This is a genomic window from Mycetocola sp. Y444 (genome assembly GCF_059445295.1).
The window spans coordinates 220,091-236,109 of sequence record NZ_JCAIUB010000002.1; the positions used below are offsets into that span (position 1 = coordinate 220,091).

Annotated in this window: 15 protein-coding genes; 8 read left to right on the forward strand and 7 right to left on the reverse strand. The window is 64.2% G+C overall.

The genetic code is table 11. The features are described 5' to 3' along the window. Positions 1-151: 151 nt before the first annotated feature. From AC1C2M_RS07845 to AC1C2M_RS07855, 3 genes are all read left to right on the forward strand, one after another. Positions 152-1,087: a dihydrodipicolinate synthase family protein gene (locus AC1C2M_RS07845; RefSeq protein WP_495435859.1), complete on the forward strand. Its 936-nt coding sequence runs from the start codon at positions 152-154 to the stop codon at positions 1,085-1,087. A gap of 134 nt (positions 1,088-1,221) precedes the next feature. Further along, on the forward strand, positions 1,222-2,535 hold the full coding sequence (locus tag AC1C2M_RS07850; protein WP_495435860.1) for an Nramp family divalent metal transporter: 1,314 nt from the start codon (positions 1,222-1,224) through the stop codon (positions 2,533-2,535). Between the two features lie 103 nt (positions 2,536-2,638). Continuing rightward, a complete protein-coding gene (locus AC1C2M_RS07855; RefSeq protein WP_495435861.1) occupies positions 2,639-3,388 on the forward strand; it encodes a CPBP family intramembrane glutamic endopeptidase in 750 nt (249 codons plus the stop codon). 15 nt (positions 3,389-3,403) lie between these two features. On the opposite strand, the gene AC1C2M_RS07860 is transcribed toward AC1C2M_RS07855, so the two are convergent. After that, on the reverse strand, positions 3,404-4,822 hold the full coding sequence (locus AC1C2M_RS07860; protein ID WP_495435862.1) for a TrkH family potassium uptake protein: 1,419 nt from the start codon (positions 4,820-4,822) through the stop codon (positions 3,404-3,406). A 176-nt stretch (positions 4,823-4,998) separates the two neighbouring features. Between AC1C2M_RS07860 and AC1C2M_RS07865 the strand changes: the two genes are divergently transcribed. Next, complete coding sequence (locus tag AC1C2M_RS07865) at positions 4,999-5,424, forward strand: VOC family protein (protein WP_495435863.1); 426 nt, start codon at positions 4,999-5,001, stop codon at positions 5,422-5,424. Positions 5,425-5,630: 206 nt separating this feature from the next. Beyond that, entirely contained in the window at positions 5,631-7,016 is a 1,386-nt protein-coding gene (locus AC1C2M_RS07870) for an AAA family ATPase (protein WP_495435864.1), read from the forward strand. A gap of 98 nt (positions 7,017-7,114) precedes the next feature. Here AC1C2M_RS07870 and AC1C2M_RS07875 read toward each other — a convergent pair whose 3' ends face one another. Beyond that, positions 7,115-7,690, reverse strand: a complete 576-nt coding sequence (locus tag AC1C2M_RS07875; RefSeq protein ID WP_483405201.1) for an NADPH-dependent FMN reductase — start codon at positions 7,688-7,690, stop codon at positions 7,115-7,117. Between the two features lie 97 nt (positions 7,691-7,787). Between AC1C2M_RS07875 and AC1C2M_RS07880 the strand changes: the two genes are divergently transcribed. Next, a complete protein-coding gene (locus AC1C2M_RS07880; protein ID WP_495435865.1) occupies positions 7,788-8,402 on the forward strand; it encodes a MarR family winged helix-turn-helix transcriptional regulator in 615 nt (204 codons plus the stop codon). Between the two features lie 30 nt (positions 8,403-8,432). Here the strand turns inward: AC1C2M_RS07880 and AC1C2M_RS07885 are convergent, their stop codons facing one another. Continuing rightward, on the reverse strand, positions 8,433-8,744 hold the full coding sequence (locus AC1C2M_RS07885) for a hypothetical protein (protein ID WP_495432536.1): 312 nt from the start codon (positions 8,742-8,744) through the stop codon (positions 8,433-8,435). A 112-nt stretch (positions 8,745-8,856) separates the two neighbouring features. On the opposite strand from AC1C2M_RS07885, the gene AC1C2M_RS07890 reads away from it, so the two are divergent. Beyond that, on the forward strand, positions 8,857-9,672 hold the full coding sequence (locus tag AC1C2M_RS07890) for an inositol monophosphatase family protein (RefSeq protein ID WP_495435866.1): 816 nt from the start codon (positions 8,857-8,859) through the stop codon (positions 9,670-9,672). Positions 9,673-9,729: 57 nt separating this feature from the next. Here the strand turns inward: AC1C2M_RS07890 and rfbB are convergent, their stop codons facing one another. Continuing rightward, positions 9,730-10,728, reverse strand: coding sequence for a dTDP-glucose 4,6-dehydratase (gene rfbB / locus AC1C2M_RS07895; RefSeq protein WP_495435867.1), 999 nt, complete (start codon positions 10,726-10,728; stop codon positions 9,730-9,732). A 188-nt stretch (positions 10,729-10,916) separates the two neighbouring features. Here rfbB and AC1C2M_RS07900 point away from each other — a divergent pair, with 188 nt between their 5' ends. Beyond that, positions 10,917-12,254, forward strand: a complete 1,338-nt coding sequence (locus AC1C2M_RS07900) for an APC family permease (RefSeq protein WP_483405206.1) — start codon at positions 10,917-10,919, stop codon at positions 12,252-12,254. Positions 12,255-12,397: 143 nt separating this feature from the next. Here AC1C2M_RS07900 and AC1C2M_RS07905 read toward each other — a convergent pair whose 3' ends face one another. The 3 genes from AC1C2M_RS07905 to AC1C2M_RS07915 all read right to left on the reverse strand — a co-directional run bounded on the left by AC1C2M_RS07905 (position 12,398) and on the right by AC1C2M_RS07915 (position 15,916). After that, the gene (locus AC1C2M_RS07905) at positions 12,398-13,258 is read right to left on the reverse strand and encodes an SDR family oxidoreductase (protein ID WP_495435868.1); all 861 of its coding nucleotides are present in this window, start codon (positions 13,256-13,258) and stop codon (positions 12,398-12,400) included. A gap of 118 nt (positions 13,259-13,376) precedes the next feature. Beyond that, the gene (locus AC1C2M_RS07910; RefSeq protein ID WP_495435869.1) at positions 13,377-14,114 is read right to left on the reverse strand and encodes a VIT1/CCC1 transporter family protein; all 738 of its coding nucleotides are present in this window, start codon (positions 14,112-14,114) and stop codon (positions 13,377-13,379) included. Positions 14,115-14,212: 98 nt separating this feature from the next. Beyond that, entirely contained in the window at positions 14,213-15,916 is a 1,704-nt protein-coding gene (locus tag AC1C2M_RS07915; RefSeq protein WP_495435870.1) for a glycoside hydrolase family 13 protein, read from the reverse strand. Positions 15,917-16,019 lie beyond the last annotated feature (103 nt).

Sequence of the window (16,019 nt, forward strand, 5' to 3'; positions counted from 1 at the left end):
GCGAGTCTATCGCTGGTGGAAAGACCCGCAGGCTGCGAAATTATCGCTGCCTCTTGACAGTGTGCCATCATCCGTTTCATGCTTGCAAACGTTCCTGCAAACGATCCTGCAAACGTTCCTGCGGATCTCAACGAAGAGAAAAGGACCTGAGATGACTCTCGATCTTCGCGGACTGAACCCCGCACCGGTTACCCCATTCACCACGAGCGGAGAGGTGGACTTCGATGCCATCCAGCGGCTCGGTTCCTGGCTCGGATCGATCGACGGCGTGAAAAGCCTCACCGTCCTCGGCCACGCCGGGGAGGGCACGTTCCTCACCGTCGATGAACAACTCGCGGTCATCACGGCGTTCCGGGACGCCGTCGATGGCGCCATTCCGATCATCGCCGGCATCACCGGCGAAGGAAACAAGGTCGCCGCCCTCGAGGCGAAGCGCGCGGCCGAGGCTGGCGCTTCGGCGGGTCTCGTCTATCCGTCCCACGGATGGCTGCGGTTCGGCTACCAGGACGGCGCACCGCAGACCCGCTACCGGGAGATCTACGACACCAGTGGGCTCCCGCTGATCCTCTTCCAGTACCCCGACAACACCAAGGCGACGTACAACCTCGACACGCAACTGGAAATCGCCGGGCAAGATGGAGTCTTCGCAACGAAGAACGGCGTTCGCAACATGAAGCGCTGGTACACCGAAATCCCAGCGCTCCGTGCCGCCTACCCCGAGCTGCAGATCCTTTCCTGCCACGATGAATACCTCCTGCCGACCATGTTCGACGTCGACGGTCTTCTGGTTGGATACGGCAACATCGCACCTGAGCTCCTCATCGAGCTCATTGCAGCGGGCAGGGCCCAGGATTACCAGACGGCGCACGCGGTACACGAGCGTCTCCTCCCCGTGACCAATGCTGTCTACCACCGTGGATCGCACATGGAGGGCACCGTCGCGCTCAAGTGGGGACTCGTGCACCGTGGCATCCTCGACCACGCGACCGTACGCCCGCCGCTTCTGCCGCTCGCAGATGGCGCAGATGCCGAGATCGCCGACGCGTTCAGCGCGGCCGGTCTCGACAAGGTCACAGTCGCAGTGTGACCCGACCGAGTGGGGATCGCGCGATCGATCCCCACTCAGTCCGCCGCAAGGCACCGCCGCTCGCCCCGCGCGATGCGGCATACCGTCAATGCAGACGTCGTGGCAGAATTGCCGCACTCCAATGAAGGAGGCCCATGATGGGCGAACGCAACACCATCCGCACGGCATCGACGCCGGGCACGGGGCACGGTCGAGTTTCGACGGAGACCCTCCGTACTATCGTCGAGGCGCGCAAAACTCGCCGGACTTTCTGGCAGACACTCGGACTGATCGGGCCAGCCTTCGTCGCCGGTGCCTGGCAGTTCGGCCCGGGAAACCTCACCACCGCCGTTCAGGCCGGAAGCAGCCACGGCTATGCGCTCATTTGGGTCATCGTCGTATCCACGATTCTGATGATCTTCCTGACGGACATGAGTGTTCGTCTCGGAATCAAAAACCCCGTTTCACTGATCGCGTCGATCAAGGATCGCCTGGGCAAACCGGTCGGCGTCATTGCCGGCGTCGGGGTGTTCCTCATCACCCTGTGTTTCTCCGTGGGCAACGCCGTCGGGTCCGGCCTCGGCCTTTCGATGCTCATTCCCGGCACATCGCCCGTCATGTGGACGATCGTCTGCACTACCGGTGTGGCCGCCGTCCTCTTCATCCGCAGCGTCTACAGGGTCATCGAGAAGGTGCTGATCACGATCGTCGCGCTGATGGCGCTGTGCTTCATCATCAGTGCCTTCATCTCCAACGCTGATTGGGCGGCCGCGGCATCCGGTCTCATTCCAACCGTTCCCGACAACGCCTGGCTACTCATCGTCGCGCTCGTCGGCACCAACTTCTCGATCAACGCGGCGTTCTACACCTCGTACGGCACCAAGGAGAGAAAGCGCACCGAGGAGGAATACCGCGACGTCACGATCGTCGACACCATCCCGGGAATCATCGCACCGGGCATCATGACCGCACTCGTCATCATCGTGGCCGCCGCTGTTCTCGGCGCGACGGGTCAGGCTGCGACCTCGATCGTCGGACTCGCTGCCATCTTCGAGCCACTCGCCGGCCCCGTCGGCGGGGCGATCTTCGCGCTCGGGTTCTTCGGGTCAGCTTTCTCGTCGATGATTCCCAACGCGATTGCCGGCGGCACGATTCTCTCGGATGCCCTGGGCCGGGGCGCATCCGCGAACACGATAACGGCCAGAGCCGTGAGTGGTTTCATCCTGATCTTCGGAGTGGGCGTCACGCTGATTTTCCAAGCCTCACCGGTGGAGCTCATTGTGCTTGCCCAGGCCCTCACTGTGCTGGTCGCTCCGATCCTGGCGGCCCTGATCATCATCATGGCGAATCGTCGGGATCTCATGGGGAACCTTCGCAATAAGTGGTGGCAGAACGTGTTCGGCGCCATTGGGCTGATCGCGGTACTGGCCCTGTCGGTGCGTCTGCTGATGAGTTTCATGGGCGGTTGACGGGGGACGTTCATGAGCGAAAGAGCCCGCGGGAAACCGTGGGCTCTTTCGCGTCCCAGCCGTCATCAGGGGTAGTCTGGCCGCACTTCGCTCCGCGTCACCCATGGGAGGAGCGCAATGCGGAAACTGCAGGAAGCCCATTCTTCACGCGCTCATCTGGATCGGGATCTACATCGTCGCGGTCAACGTGGGCGACATGGTCGGTGGCGTGGCGGGGTTTCCCGAGCTGACGAGCCTTGTGCTCGTCGTGCTGTCGGTCGTGCTCGTCATCTACCTGCGTGCCGCTGGGCGACTCGCTTTCTACGGCCTTCGGTGGGTGCAGCCGGGTACTCTCTCGCTCACGCTGTTCTACATTCCACTCTTCGCGACAGTGCTCGTACCGTTCGCACAGGGACTCGCACCCGGGCTGACTCTGCGAACCGTCATCTTCGCCGTTGTGCTCATGGTCGGGGTTGGTTTCGTTGAGGAGGTGCTATTTCGCGGATTCCTGCTTCAGGCGTTGCGGGTCAGCGAGCCTCTGATCCGCGCGATTCTCATCTCGGGTGTCACCTTTGGCATCGGGCACATTATCAATCTCTTTCGGGGATACTCGATCGTTGACCAGATTCTCCAGATCGTTGCCGCCGTCATCGTCGGGATCGCCCTCTCCTACTGCGCCGTGCTGACAGGAAGCATCGTTCCCGGCATTGTCTTCCACGCGCTCTTCAATGTCAGCAGCACGCTCACCAACGGTTCGGCGATGACGGATGCCGTGGGTGTCGGCGTGACGTCGCTCGTGCTGGTCGTTTACATTTGTGTCCTCCAGAAACGGCTGGCGGACGTCGGCCCAGCGGGCATCGATCTACGCGCTTGAACGCCGTGGTCCTGGTCAGCCCAGGATGGGGCTCTCGTTGGGGTACCGGTAGAGCTGGCGACGTTGCCGGACCGCGAGTGCCGCCGCGAGACTGATGGGGCCGACCCGTCCGGCGAACATCAAGAGCGCCAGAATGTACTTTCCGCTTGGCGGCAACTCTTCACTCAACCCGACACTGAGGCCACAGGTTGCGAATGCAGAAATAACCTCGAACAGGATGCGGTCCAGTGGCTCCCTGGTCACCGCCATGATGAGACCGGTCGCAACCAGAATCAGCGTCGCGGCGAGGAACAGCACACTGATGGCGACGCGGAGGGCGCCTTGCGGGATGGTTCGGCCAAACACCCGTACGTCGGTATCGCCTCGGGCTTCGGCGATGATCGCAAGGAACAGCACGGCAACAGTGGTGACCTTGATGCCACCGGCGGTCGAAGCGGACCCGCCACCGGCGAACATCAGGGCGTCGGTTGCGAGCAGGGTGATCGGTTCAGACGAACTGGGATCCACAAGGCTGAAGCCGCCGGACCGCATCATCGTCGAGGCGAACAGGGCGTTGAACAGCTTCTCGCCGAGAGGCATGTCCCCGATTGTTGAGGTGTTCGACCATTCCAATGCCGCCCAGAGAATGCCGCCAACGACCAGAAGCACTGTCGTCACCAGAAGGGTGAGTTTCGCGTGGACGCTCCACTTCCGAACCTCGAACTTCGAAGACATCAGCACCATGAAGACCGGGAAGCCGAGGCTCCCGATGAACACGCCAACCATGATCGGCACGAGGATCCAGCCGTTTCCGACGAAACCGGCGAGGCCATCCGGGTGTGACACGAATCCAGCGTTGTTGAACGAAGACACGGCATAGAAGATGCCGTGCCACAGCCCCTGCAGCCATGATCGGTCAGCGATGATGAAGCTGGGAACGAGGAATGCAGCCAGCGCGAGTTCGATGGAGAGCGTGGTGAGAACCACGATTCGGAGCAGGCTCCCTACTTCGCCGAGCTTGCCGGTACTGATGCCCTGCTGCGCGAGAAGTTTGTTTCGCACGCCGAGCTGGCGGGTCACCGCGCGGGCGAGGAGAGATGCGATAGTGACGATGCCCAGGCCACCGATCTGGATCCCGAGAAGAATCACGACCTGGCCGAAGAATGACCAGTGCTCTGCCGTGTTCACGGTGACCAGCCCCGTCACTGTTACCGCCGAAACGGCAGTAAAGAATGAATCGTCGAGTGCCGTCGCTCGGCCGTCTCTCGCCGCAATCGGAAGGCTGAGCAACAGTGTGAAGACGAGCGTTACCAGCGCGAACACGATCAGAGCTACGCGCGCGGGTGAACTCCTCGCGATCTGGTCGATGAGTACCCGTGGGTGGCGCCACATGCCGCGAGGGAACGAGCGAGAGGGAGCGCGAGCGAGATCTGTCACGCGAGCAAGATCTGTCATTGGGTCGCCCTCCGTGGTCCACGGATTACCGCTGTCAGAACGATCGGCCATCACAGGCCGACCGGACTGCTGCCAGGCAGCGCATCAGTCTATACACGAAGGCCCGGCGAGCCGAAGGGCCTCCGACAGTCCCACCTGTCCGGTGGGGCCGTGGGCCTCGCGGAGCGGTTCTCCGGATGGCACAATCGACCGCACAAGCAGAACCCGAAGGGAGCGATATGGAGCGCGTCACGGGTATCGGAGGGCTGTTTTTTCGCGCGGCCCAGCCGGAAAGTCTGAGTCGTTGGTACGCGACGCATCTGGGCGTTGACCCGGCGCCCGAGTCGTACGACGAGCCGTCGTGGTGGCAGCAGGCTGGGCCGACAGTGTTCACGGCAATGTCCTCCGACTCGACCCATTTCGGCAGCGCGGCGCACACGTGGGCGGTCAATTTCAGGGTCGCGAATCTCGATGCGATGGTGGACCAACTCAGGAGCTCGGGAATCGACGTCGACGTGGACCCGGAGGACTACCCGAACGGCCGGTTCGCCAGTCTTATCGACCCGGAAGGCAATTCCATTCAGTTATGGCAACCGACCGGTGAGCTCAGCGGCCCGGGCTGACAACCGCAACATCCCCGTCCGCCGCGTGCGAAGAGCGGATGCCACGTGGTCCACCTCACGCGAAGAAGTGCTGGACCCGTCCGAACCAGGATGTCCTGTCCTACGTCTGGCCCAGACGATAGCCTGACGTCTGACCGGCACCATCGACGTTGCGAGGACATGTGGACGAACAGCAGCAAGCTTTCATCGAGACCTTCCGTCGGTTCATGGACGACGTCCTTCTTGCCCCCCGCCCCGCGGTCGATGCCATCACTCCTCTTGGTGAGGTCGTGCAGGAGTTCCTGCAATCCGAGGTCGCGCTACTTCCGATGGTGACCGAAGAGCTGCCGATGCACCGACTCGTTGATGCCGACATCGCACTCGATGAACTCACCGCGCCTGGTTCGGTGATCGGGGTTACCGGCGGCCAGCAGCGCGAGTCCAACTCGTTTCAGGAGTTGCTCAGCAGCCCGTTCGTTCGTTTCGCGCCGGGGCCGGTCGACTATGTGTCCTCACCCATCGGGCCTACGGGCGAACGGCGAGTGGTTGCGTTCGGACTGCGTCTGCTGACCGTGCACGGGCGCCGGGTGGCCGTTTTGCAGCGGGGTGCCCGCCCCGAATACGGCCGGTCCAGCGCGCGGCTCGAGATCCTCGCGGCCGACGAGGCAGGCTCCACGGCGCTTCTGGTGGAGTTGCGTCGCTTGATGCTCGAGCGCAGTGTGCTTCGCGGGCAGGTGCTCTCGTTCAGCGGCAATGAGTACGGTCCGAGTGCGGCGGGCATCGACTTCCTGGAGCGGCCGACGGTGACCCGCGATCAGGTGATTCTCCCGGACGGCGTTCTCGATGACCTCACCCGACAGGTGATCACCATTGGCACGCACCGGGATGTTCTGAGAGCTTCGGGCCGCCACCTCAAACGAGGCGTTTTGCTGTACGGTCCTCCTGGATCAGGCAAGACCCTGACGATACGGCACTTGCTGAGCGAGACCCCCGACATCACCGCTGTCGTCCTTGACGGTGCCAGCATCCAGTTCGTCACGCAGGCCGCTGAACTGGCCCGCTCCATGCAACCCGCCATTGTCGTGCTTGAGGACGTCGACCTGGTGGCGACCGATCGGAGCTTCTCGATGGGACCCCAACCGCTGTTGTTCGCCATGCTTGACGCCCTCGACGGTCTTGATGGCGACGCGGACGTCGCATTCGTGCTCACCACCAACCGCGTTGAAGTGCTCGAGAACGCGCTCGTCGACCGTCCCGGCAGAATCGACCTCGCTGTCGAGATTCCACGACCTGATGCCGATGCACGAACCCGGCTGTTCACTCTTTACGCCGACCAAATGCCACTTTCGGCCGAGGCGATCGAGCGGGCAGCCGGTCGCGCTGAGGGCGCAACAGGTGCCTTTGCGAAAGAGGTCATGCGCCGCACCATGTTGCTGGCTGCCGAGGAGGATCGTCAGCCGACCGATGACGATCTGGCGGCTGCGATGGACCGCCTGCTCTCGGCCCGCGATGAGCTCACTCGCCGGTTACTCGGTGCTTCAGACGATTCGGAAGAATTCGACGATCGCGGTGATCAAGCGACGCCAGAGTCAGCGTGGGTTCCCCTGGCCTGACATCGGAACCGGGCGTGCTGACGGGGCATGGGATGGCCGTGAACGAGAACAGGGTGCCCCGCCAACGGCGAGGCACCCTGAACGAAGGTGGAGAAGACTTACGCGGCGACGAGTGCTGCGTCGCGAACGGTCTCCATGGCCTTGGCCCACACGACGAGCTGGTCGAGCATCGGCGCAACGGTCGCGGCCGAGAGCTCGGTCGGTGCGAAGGTGCTGAAGTTCTCGAAGTCGGTGAAGAGGCTGAACATGCCGGTCTTCTGAACGTGGGCGAGCTGGAGCTCCGAAAGGATTCCGCGGAGGTGCTCGACCGCACGAACGCCCGAAGCTGATCCGTATCCGACCATGCCGGCTGCCTTGTTGTTGAACTCGGCGTTCAGGTAGGAGAGCGCGTTGGCGAGGGCCGGGGTAACCGAGTGGTTGTACTCGCCGGTGATGAAGATGTATCCATCGAACTCGGCGATCTTCTGGGACCATGCCTTGGTGTGGTCGTTCGCGTAGTTCTGGTACGCGGCGGGGTATCCCTCATCGAGGACCGGCAGGTTGTAAGCCGCAATGTCAACGAGCTCGAACTCAGCGTCCGTGCGCTGCTGCGCCTGCGCGAGAACCCATTCGGCAACGCCGAGGTTGATGCGTCCCGGGCGGGTGCTTCCGGTGACAATAGCGATCTTAGTCATTGGCGACCTTCCAAATAGTTGATGTGTCAATTAGTCTGACGGTAACAGTCTGGGTGTCATTGATTGTCATGTCAACTAAATGGAGGTGAATCTTTCGATGAGTGCAGAAGAGTCTCAGCCACGCTGGTTGGACGACAGGGAAAAGGCCGTCTGGCTGACCCTCCGCGAGTTCATTTGGGAGTTTCCCACCGCGATTGATCGCCAGCTCCAGCGGGATTCAGCGCTGTCCGTTGTGGAGTACTCGGTGCTTGCGGCTCTCTCCGAATGCCCCGGCGCGCGAAAGCGGTCCGGCGACCTTGCCGCCGACCTGGGCTGGGACCGAAGTCGGCTTTCCCACCTGGTCAAGCGCATGGAGGTCAAGGGAACCGTCGCCCGTGCTCATTCGGATGCTGACGGTCGAGGCCAGGACATCGCACTCACCGATGCGGGATGGGACGAAATTCGCGCCGCGGCACCGGGTCATGTGACTTTCGTGCGCGAATCGGTTTTCGATCCGCTGACCCCCGAAGAGCAGGACCAGCTCGAATCGATGCTGACGCGCATCCGGGCGCAGATCACTACCGAAGGCCTGTGGGGGCGAAAGAAGGCGGGGGTCGACTGCCCACCCGACGCCACATCCGGGCCGGGGTCGACCGCGTCATCCGCAGCGTGCGATGCCGCGGGCACTGTCGAGCCTGAGGTCGACGCCCCTGAGACGTGCCCCGCGACCTGATCTTCGTCCCGCGGTCTCGAACCGCCGGGTTCAGCCCGTTGGCGGCGCCTTGGGCCTGGTCAGCGGAAGGGGTTCTCTCCACGTGCTTCCGCTCGACGCGAGGAGCTGGGATGGCAGCTTGCGTTCGTACAGCCCGTAGACGTTCTGTGTGGCCTCGGCGAGCGACCCCCAGTACCCGATCAGTTCACGCCGACCCGGGTCGGCATGCCATGTCACCGCCCGGAAGTACAGTACGTGTCCAGGGCCGAGCTTCAGTTTCCGGATCACTGCGATCGGAGTCTGCGATGCACCGTGGGTCACCTCCCACTCGATCGCTTTCGTAAAGTTCGACAGATCCGGCATAAGTCGAATATACGTTCGAAACTCCTGACAATCAAACTCAGGACGCCGATTCCGGGACATTGCCCGGCTGGCTTCTGGGTTAGCGTTGAGAGGGAACCGAGAGGACTCCCCGATGAGCGTTGAGCTGCAGAACCTTGCCACCGAAATCGCACTCCAGGCTGGTGAACTCATCCACCGTCGCCGTCGCGAGGGCGTCACCGTCGCCGCCTCCAAATCGTCGGCCGAAGATGTCGTTACCCTCGCCGACCGGGAGTCGGAGGACCTCATCCGTTCGCTGATCGCCGATGCGCGCCCCGGCGATGGGTTCTACGGTGAAGAGTCGACGGCAACGGGCAGTTCGACCGGACTCACCTGGGTCGTCGACCCGATCGACGGCACCGTCAACTACCTCTACGACATCCCGAACTACGCCGTCAGCATCGCCGTCGTCGAGGGCGACCCTGACCCGCACTCGTGGATCGGGCTCGCCGGAACCGTGGTGAACCCGGCGGCGGGGGAGACGTTCAGCGCGTCGCGCGGCGGTGGCGCGACCCTCAACGGCGCAATGATTCGGGCGAACACGGATGTCACTCCGTCGCTTGCGATGGTCGGAACGGGTTTCAGCTATACCGCCGAGCGCCGCATCTGGCAGGCGGGAATCGTGCAGCAGCTGGTCGGCCAGGTCCGCGACATCCGCCGCATGGGCTCGGCGGCGCTCGACCTGTGCTCCGTCGCGTGCGGCCGACTGGACGCGTACTACGAGCGCGGACTCAACCCGTGGGACCACGCTGCCGGTGCGCTCATCGCCGAGGAAGCCGGCGCCCGCGTCGGCGGCCTGCACGGCGCAGCGGCGAGCCGCGACTTCACCCTCGCCGCCGATCCCGTTCTCTTCGACGCGCTCCACGAGATGCTGATCGAAGCGGGCGCGGAGGCATCCGTTCTCGGCTGACCGGTCTGCTTAACAACAGAAGCCGGGCCCGCGGGCCCGGCTTCTCGCGTGTGAGGGTTACTGGCCCTGCTCCTTGTAGCGGGCCTCGGTGGCGTCCTTCTGCGGCGCCCACCATGCCTCGTTGTCCCGGTACCACTCGATGGTGTCGCGGAGTCCGGCCTCGAAATCGGAGAACTGCGGAGCCCAGCCGAGCTCGGTGCGCAGACGCGTCGAGTCGATTGCGTAGCGAAGGTCGTGGCCGGCACGGTCGACGACGTGGTCGTACGCGTCAGCGGGCTGGCCGAGCTGGGTGAGGATGAGTTCGACGACCTCTTTGTTATTCTTCTCGCCGTCAGCGCCGATGAGGTAGGTCTCGCCGATCTCACCCTTGTCGAGGATCGTGAGCACCGCGGACGAGTGGTCGTTGGCGTGGATCCAGTCGCGCACGTTTTCGCCGGAGCCGTAGAGCTTGGGGCGCTCGCCGCGGAGCACGTTGGTGATCTGGCGCGGGATGAACTTCTCGACGTGCTGGTACGGCCCGTAGTTATTGGAGCAGTTCGAGATCGTCGCCTTCACGCCGAACGAGCGGACCCAGGCGCGAACGAGCAGGTCGCTGCCCGCCTTCGTCGACGAGTACGGGCTGGACGGGTTGTACGGGGTGCTCTCGGTGAACCGGTTAGGGTCATCGAGTTCGAGGTCGCCGTAGACCTCGTCCGTCGAGATGTGGTGAAAACGCTTGTCGTGCTTCCGCGCCGCCTCGAGCAGCGTGTATGTCCCGATGATGTTGGTGTCGAGGAACGGCCGCGGGTCGTTCAGCGAGTTGTCGTTGTGGCTCTCTGCCGCGTAGTGCACGACGGCATCCGTCTCAGCGACGAGGGAATCGACGAGGGCAGCATCCTGGATGTCACCCTTCACGAAGGTGAAGCGATCCTCGGGCAGCCCGGCGAGAGAGGCGAGGTTGCCGGCGTAGGTGAGCTTGTCGAGCACTGTCACCGAGTGGTCGGTGTTCGCGAGAACGTAGTGGACGAAGTTCGAGCCGATGAATCCGGCGCCGCCGGTTACGAGAAGTCTGGACACGCGGCCAGTTTATCCAGACGGATGCTGTGAGGCGCTTTTTGAAGACTCTCAGACTGCGATGGCACGATATTTATCAGCGCGCAAGCCCCACCGCAAATTTCGGCAGACGGCATCCGCTCTCTTACCCTTGCAGACGCAAGCGACCCACGAGCCGACAGTGGCTATCGCATTCATCGAGAAAGACGCTCATGACCTCTATTACACCGGCGGGTCAGGCGGACACCGCCCCCGCGTCAAAACTCAAGCGGAGCATCACAGGTCCTCTTCTCTTCCTGTTCGTCCTTGGCGATGTGCTCGGCGCAGGGATTTACGCTCTCATGGGTGTGCTGTCGGCCGAGGTCGGCGGGGCGCTGTGGGCACCGCTCATTCTCGCTCTGCTGCTCGCTCTGCTCACCGCCGGCTCGTACGCGGAACTGGTCACCAAGTACCCGAAGGCCGGCGGCGCCGCGGTGTTCGCCGAGCGGGCGTTCAAGAAGCCGATCATCTCGTTCCTCGTCGGTTTCAGCATGCTGGCAGCCGGCGTGGTCAGCGCCGCAGGACTGTCACTCGCCTTCGCCGGGGAATACCTCGGCACCTTCCTCGACGTGCCGCCGATTCCCGCAGCCATTGTTTTCCTCGCGCTCGTCGGATGCCTCAACGCGCGCGGCATCCGTGAGTCGATGGGAAGCAACTTCGTCATGACGATCATCGAGTTGAGCGGTCTCGTCATCGTCGTCGTTGTGGTCGCCATCATGCTCGCGAACGGCGGTGGCGACGTGTCGCGCATCGGTGAGTTCCCCGCCGGCTCGGTGCCAGCGGTCGCGACCCTGAGCGCCGCGATCATCGCCTACTACTCGTTCGTCGGCTTCGAAACGAGCGCCAACGTCGCCGAGGAGATCAAGAACCCGAGCAAGGTCTACCCGCTCGCGCTGTTCGGGTCGCTCGCCACAGCCGGCGTCGTGTACATCCTCGTCGGGCTCGCCAGCTCGATCGCGCTGCCCGCGAGCGAACTCGCTGACTCGTCCGGCCCGCTGCTCGCGGTTGTCGCTGCAAGCGGTGTCGGAATCCCCGAGTGGATCTTCAGCCTCATCGCCCTCGTCGCCGTCGCCAACGGTGCGCTGCTCACGATGATCATGTCGAGCCGCCTCACCTACGGCATGGCGGAACACGGACTTCTGCCGAGCGTCCTCGGCAAGGTGCTGCCGAAGCGAAAGACACCGTGGGCCGCGATCGTGGCGACGACCCTGGTTGCGATGGCGCTCACCCTCGTCGGTGACGTGTCGACCCTCGCCGAGACGGTCGTTCTTCTGCTGCTCTTCGTGTTCATCTCCACGAACGTCGCGGTTCTCGTGCTCCGCCGCGACAAGGTCGAGCACAAGCACTTCAAGGTCTGGACCTTCGTGCCCGTCCTCGGTGTTCTCTCCTGCGTCCTCCTGCTCACCCAGCAGAGCGGTCAGGTGTGGCTTTTTGGGCTGCTGCTTCTCGCAGCCGGCGTCGTGCTGCACTTCGTCGCGGGTGCTGTGCGAAAGAAGCGCGCGAACCAGTAGCCGACGGAATCCTCCGCCGGGGCATCCGCTGGGCGTTGGATCACTCGAAGGTGACACTTTTTGTGGGTGATGCTCGCGCTCACCCACAAAAAGTGTCACTTTCATGCCGGGTGCCGGGTGCCGGGTGCCGGATGCCGGCGGGTCTAGCTGAGCGCCAGCCGTAACCCTTCGAGCAGCGGCGTCGTCGGTCGTCCGATCAGGCGAGACAGGTCGCCTGACGTGTCCGCGAGGTCGCCGTTTCGGATGTCTCCGTCGAGGCGGACGATGAAACCGATGGTTCCCTCATCGAGACCCGCAGCCCGGAGAGCGGCGGCGTGCTCCTCCGGCGTTACCGAGGTGAAGGTGATTGCTCGTCCGGACAGTTCGCTGAAGGCCGCGGCGAGCTGGTTGCCGTCCCAGGCGACATCACCCGAGAGTTCGTAGACGGCACCGTCGTGCCCGTTCCCGAGGAGCACGACCGCTGCCGCCTCCGCGAAATCGGTTCGCGACGCGCTCGCCACGCGGCCTTCGCCTGTGCTCGCGAGGTAGGTGCCTGACGTCGTCGCCTGCGTGAAGGCGCCGACATAGTTCTCGGTGTACCAGTTGTTGCGGAGGAAGGTGAAGGGGATGCCGCTGGCACGGATCATCTCCTCGGTTGCCTTGTGCTCGGGGGCGAGCACGAGAGTGGAGGTGTCGGCGTGCGGCGCGCTCGTGTAGACGATGCGCGATATCCCGGCGCGAACCGCGGCATCGACGACGTTCCTGTGCTGTTCGACCCGTCGCCCGGCTTCGCTGCCGGAAACGAACATCAGAGTGTCGGCTCCGGCGAAAGCGGCATCGAGAGTCGCGGGCTTGGAGTAGTCGACGACGGCGGTTCTGACGCCGAGAGCTGACCCCAGCTCGGCGAGTTTCTCCTCGGAACGACCGGTGCCGGTGATCTCGCCTGGCTGGGCGCCGCGCTCGAGCAGGTGTTCAATGATGAGCTGGCCGAGCTGGCCCGTTGCTCCTGTGACGACGATCGACATGTCTCCCTTTCACGGCACGGCTGGTTCGTGCTCTCTCCCAGGGGGAACCGTCGGTGAGGCGATCTGCTTCCCGATTGACGGCATCCGTTTGTCGAATCGATCCGGTCTGGATTCCCGCCTAGATTCCCGCTGTACCGAGCAGGCTACCGACAGCGAACGTCGCGCCGAGGGCGAGTGCACCACCAACGACCACTCGGATCGTCGGGCGAAGCGGTGGGCTGCCGCCCAGCTTCGCCCCCAGCGCCCCGGTGAGCGCGAGGGCGATCAGCACCGAGACGAATGTCACGGGGATACGCCATTCGACGGGCGGCAGGAGAATCGCGAGCATCGGCAGGATCGCCCCGACGGTGAAGGCGACGGCCGACGCGAACGCGGCGTGCCAGGGGTTGGCGATATCGGCCTCGCGGATTCCGAGTTCGACCGAGAGATGCGCGGCGAGAGCGTCATGCTCCGTGAGTTCGGTGGCGACCTGGCGCGCCGTGCTTTCCTGCAGGCCGCGCTGCTGGAGCATCCCCGTCAGTTCCTCGAGCTCCTCGTCCGGCATGTCACGCAACTCGGTGCGCTCCTTCGCGACGAGAGCGCGCTCGCTGTCACGCTGGCTCGACACCGAGACGTACTCGCCGAGAGCCATCGAGATGGCGCCTCCGATGAGCCCGGCGGCGCCCGCCGACAGGATCGGCAGGTACGCGGTCGTCGCACCGGCGACGCCGACGACAAGCGCCGCGGTGGAGACGATACCGTCGTTGGCGCCGAGAACGCCGGCGCGCAGCCAATTGAGTCGACTCGCGAGGCCGCTGTTCGAGTGGGGCTCGTTCGCGTGCGAACCGGGCCCGGCGGGGTTGTCCAGCGCGCTCATGGACGCAGTTGAGCACGGTCAGGGTCTCGGTGCGAGGGTCCAAAGGCAGGGATGCAGAAGGGGCGGATCGCGATCGCGATCCGCCCCTTCACGAGCAACTACGGTGTGCGGAGCCAGACCGTCGTGTCGCCCGGGAGCGTTTTGCCGTCGAACGCACCGCTGGAGAGGATCAGCTCAGCTCCCGCGAGCGATGCCGGCAGCGCGACATCGGTTGTGCTGGTGTTTGCAACCACGGTGACCGCGCCGTTGGTGAACGCGATCACGTCGTCGCCGAGGCCATCGATCCACTCGAGGGTGCCGAGGCCGAGTGACTGCTCCCGACGGACGCGCAGCGCCTCGCGGTACAGTTCGAGCGTCGAACCCTCAACACCAGCCTGGGCGTCGCGGGCGTACGGTGCCCAGTCGGCCGGCTGCGGCAGCCAGGCGTCGCCGGTGGAGTTGAAGCCATACGCCGGAGCGTCCGCTTCCCACGGAATCGGCACGCGGCATCCGTCACGGCCGTACCGCTCGCCGTTCGTACGGAACCAGGTGGGGTCCTGGCGGGCGTCATCCGGCAGGTCGATGACCTCGGGAAGCCCGAGTTCCTCACCCTGGTAGATGTACGCGCCACCGGGCAGCGCGAGCATGAGCGCGGTTGCCGCTCGGGCGCGCTGGAGGCCGATCTCGCGAACGGGCTGGCCGGGGCTCTTCGGGCCGATGCCGTGACCCTGCGGGTTCTCGGCGGTCAGCGCGAGCCGTGATGCGTGGCGAACCACGTCGTGGTTGGAGAGCACCCAGGTGCTCGGTGCGCCGACGGTGCTGAACGCCTCGAGCGATTCGTCGATGACAGCGCGCAGGGCGGATGCCTCCCACGGGGTCTCGAGGTACGGGAAGTTGAATGCCTGCTGCATTTCGTCGGGGCGCACCCACTTGGCCATCTTTGCCAGCGGTTCGACCCACGCCTCGGCGCACAGCACCCGGTCGCCCTCGTACTCTTCGAGGACCTGGTGCCAGTCGCGGTAGATGTCGTGGACACCTTCCTGGCCCCAGTACGGAGCGCCGCCGTCGATGTCGTCGAAGTCGTCGATACCCGGCTCGAGTCCGAGCGGGGTGGTGCCGCCCATGCTGCCGCCCTCGGCCGGCGGGGTGTAGTCGGGCAGGCCGTCGGCCTTGATCATGCCGTGGGCAACGTCGACGCGGAATCCATCGACGCCGCGGTCCAGCCAGAAGCGCAGGACATCGCGGAACATGGTGCGGACGTCTTCGTTGTTCCAGTCGAAGTCAGGCTGGCTCGAGTCGAAGAGGTGCAGGTACCACTGCCCGGCAGTGCCGTCGGGGTTCGTGGTTCGGGTCCACGCCGGTCCGCCGAACACGCTCTGCCAGTTGTTCGGGGGAAGCTCGCCGTTCTCGCCCTTGCCGTCGCGGAACATGTAGTGCGCGCGTTCCGGCGAACCGGGGCCTGCGGCGAGTGCCGCCTGGAACCACTCGTGTGCGTCGGAGGAGTGGTTGGGGACCAGGTCGACAATGACGCGGATGCCGTTCTCGTGCGCCTTCGCGGTCATCGCGTCGAAGTCGTCGAGGGTTCCAAAGAGCGGGTCGACATCGCAGTAGTTCGCGACGTCGTAGCCGGCGTCCTTCTGTGGGCTCGTCATGAAGGGTGAGAGCCAGATGGCGTCGATGCCGAGGTCAGACAGCGAACCGAGTCGAGAGGTGATTCCAGGCAGGTCGCCGATGCCGTCGCCGTTCGCGTCGGCGAAGGAACGAGGGTAGATCTGGTAGATGACGGCGGAGCGCCACCACTCGGGGCTGGTGGGGGTATTCATGCGGCTACTCTATGGCATCCCTCTCACGCTCTGTAAGCGCTTACGGGACGGCTCAGGTGACAAATGGGTAACTGTCCCCGAAAGGGGCGCGCCGTTGCTTGTG

Excerpts from the sequence above, each read along its gene's own strand:
- AC1C2M_RS07845 (WP_495435859.1), top strand. The coding sequence starts at position 152 with ATGACTCTCGATCTTCGCGGACTGAACCCCGCACCGGTTACCCCATTC.
- AC1C2M_RS07850 (WP_495435860.1), top strand. The coding sequence starts at position 1,222 with ATGATGGGCGAACGCAACACCATCCGCACGGCATCGACGCCGGGCACG.
- AC1C2M_RS07855 (WP_495435861.1), top strand. The coding sequence starts at position 2,639 with ATGGGAGGAGCGCAATGCGGAAACTGCAGGAAGCCCATTCTTCACGCG.
- AC1C2M_RS07860 (WP_495435862.1), bottom strand. The coding sequence starts at position 4,822 with ATGACAGATCTTGCTCGCGTGACAGATCTCGCTCGCGCTCCCTCTCGC.
- AC1C2M_RS07865 (WP_495435863.1), top strand. The coding sequence starts at position 4,999 with ATGGCACAATCGACCGCACAAGCAGAACCCGAAGGGAGCGATATGGAG.
- AC1C2M_RS07870 (WP_495435864.1), top strand. The coding sequence starts at position 5,631 with ATGGACGACGTCCTTCTTGCCCCCCGCCCCGCGGTCGATGCCATCACT.
- AC1C2M_RS07875 (WP_483405201.1), bottom strand. The coding sequence starts at position 7,690 with ATGACTAAGATCGCTATTGTCACCGGAAGCACCCGCCCGGGACGCATC.
- AC1C2M_RS07880 (WP_495435865.1), top strand. The coding sequence starts at position 7,788 with ATGAGTGCAGAAGAGTCTCAGCCACGCTGGTTGGACGACAGGGAAAAG.
- AC1C2M_RS07885 (WP_495432536.1), bottom strand. The coding sequence starts at position 8,744 with ATGCCGGATCTGTCGAACTTTACGAAAGCGATCGAGTGGGAGGTGACC.
- AC1C2M_RS07890 (WP_495435866.1), top strand. The coding sequence starts at position 8,857 with ATGAGCGTTGAGCTGCAGAACCTTGCCACCGAAATCGCACTCCAGGCT.
- AC1C2M_RS07900 (WP_483405206.1), top strand. The coding sequence starts at position 10,917 with ATGACCTCTATTACACCGGCGGGTCAGGCGGACACCGCCCCCGCGTCA.
- AC1C2M_RS07905 (WP_495435868.1), bottom strand. The coding sequence starts at position 13,258 with ATGTCGATCGTCGTCACAGGAGCAACGGGCCAGCTCGGCCAGCTCATC.
- AC1C2M_RS07910 (WP_495435869.1), bottom strand. The coding sequence starts at position 14,114 with ATGAGCGCGCTGGACAACCCCGCCGGGCCCGGTTCGCACGCGAACGAG.
- AC1C2M_RS07915 (WP_495435870.1), bottom strand. The coding sequence starts at position 15,916 with ATGAATACCCCCACCAGCCCCGAGTGGTGGCGCTCCGCCGTCATCTAC.